Annotated in this window: 6 tRNA genes, 2 rRNA genes and 1 pseudogene; all 9 read right to left on the bottom strand. The window is 48.6% G+C overall.

The window, feature by feature from the left end:
* Positions 1–182: pseudogene (locus tag WN59_RS07820) on the bottom strand (arginase); the annotation flags it as partial.
* A gap of 147 nt (positions 183–329) precedes the next feature.
* A tRNA-Lys gene (locus WN59_RS07825) sits at positions 330–402 on the bottom strand.
* 1 nt (position 403) lies between these two features.
* Positions 404–478: transfer RNA gene (locus WN59_RS07830), tRNA-Gln, on the bottom strand.
* A gap of 12 nt (positions 479–490) precedes the next feature.
* A tRNA-Tyr gene (locus tag WN59_RS07835) sits at positions 491–574 on the bottom strand.
* 1 nt (position 575) lies between these two features.
* A tRNA-Val gene (locus WN59_RS07840) sits at positions 576–651 on the bottom strand.
* Positions 652–657: 6 nt separating this feature from the next.
* A tRNA-Glu gene (locus tag WN59_RS07845) sits at positions 658–729 on the bottom strand.
* Positions 730–760: 31 nt separating this feature from the next.
* Positions 761–835, bottom strand: a tRNA-Asn gene (locus WN59_RS07850).
* Between the two features lie 30 nt (positions 836–865).
* A 5S ribosomal RNA gene (gene rrf, locus WN59_RS07855) occupies positions 866–980 on the bottom strand.
* 130 nt (positions 981–1,110) lie between these two features.
* Positions 1,111–1,349, bottom strand: a 23S ribosomal RNA gene (locus WN59_RS07860); the annotation flags it as partial.

Consider the following 1,349-nt stretch of genomic DNA (forward strand, 5'->3'; position numbering starts at 1 on the left):
TGCAGAGTCGGATCCACTTTATACTGACCGGTAATGTTCCCTTTATCTTCAACATTCATTCCCTGTATTTCCAATGCTTTGACAAGGCCGGCGTAACGTATCGCATCCGGTCCAAAATCCACTCCCAGTTTCGGCTGGCCGAAACATGTGGAAGCGCCGATAATATCTACCTTATGGTTCATAAAAATATCCCCTTTTTCAAATCAAGTCTAACTTCATATTATACAACATTGGATTTTTATGCAATGATTTATAAAAATGTAAATACAACCGTTTTCATGCATAAAGATAAACAAAAAAAGACACCTTCCGAAGAAGATGTCCACAAGTGAGCCATAGAGGATTCGAACCTCTGACCCTCTGATTAAAAGTCAGATGCTCTACCGACTGAGCTAATGGCTCATGGCTGGGCTAGAAGGATTCGAACCTTCGCATGACGAGACCAAAACCCGTTGCCTTACCGCTTGGCTATAGCCCAATAATATTAAAATGGTGGAGGGGGGCAGATTCGAACTGCCGAACCCGAAGGAGCGGATTTACAGTCCGCCGCGTTTAGCCACTTCGCTACCCCTCCGTGGTGGAGAATGACGGGTTCGAACCGCCGACCCTCTGCTTGTAAGGCAGATGCTCTCCCAGCTGAGCTAATTCTCCAAAAGATGACCCGTACGGGACTCGAACCCGTGTTACCGCCGTGAAAGGGCGGTGTCTTAACCGCTTGACCAACGGGCCAGTATATAAGTATATGCTCAAAACAAAAAAATGGCTCCACAGGTAGGATTCGAACCTACGACCGATCGGTTAACAGCCGATAGCTCTACCACTGAGCTACTGTGGAAAACTATTAAATAAAATATAAAATCACACTGCCCGGCAGCGTCCTACTCTTGCGGGACGTCAGTCCAACTACCATCGGCGCTGGAGAGCTTAACTGCTGTGTTCGGCATGGGAACAGGTGTGGCCTCTCCGCCATCGCCGCCGGACAATGTTTCCTATGGGAATGTGTCAGATCCGGTGCCGCCGCATCCCTGCGGGCCACCTGGCCATGTCACATTCAAAACCGGATAGAAGCAATAGTCGCGCAGAAACCGAAACACGGTTTCTTCATCATTCTTGAATAAGTCATCGATCGATTAGTATTCGTCCGCTGAATGTGTCACCACACGTACACGCCGAACCTATCCACCTCATCATCTCTGAGGGATCTAATGGGGAAATCTCATCTTGAGGGGGGCTTCATGCTTAGATGCTTTCAGCACTTATCCCGTCCATACATAGCTACCCAGCAATGCCGTTGGCACGACAACTGGTCCACCAGGGGTATGTCCATCCCGGTCCTCTCGTACTAAGGA

It is taken from the genome of Salinicoccus sediminis (assembly GCF_000986795.1).
GTDB lineage: Bacteria > Bacillota > Bacilli > Staphylococcales > Salinicoccaceae > Salinicoccus > Salinicoccus sediminis.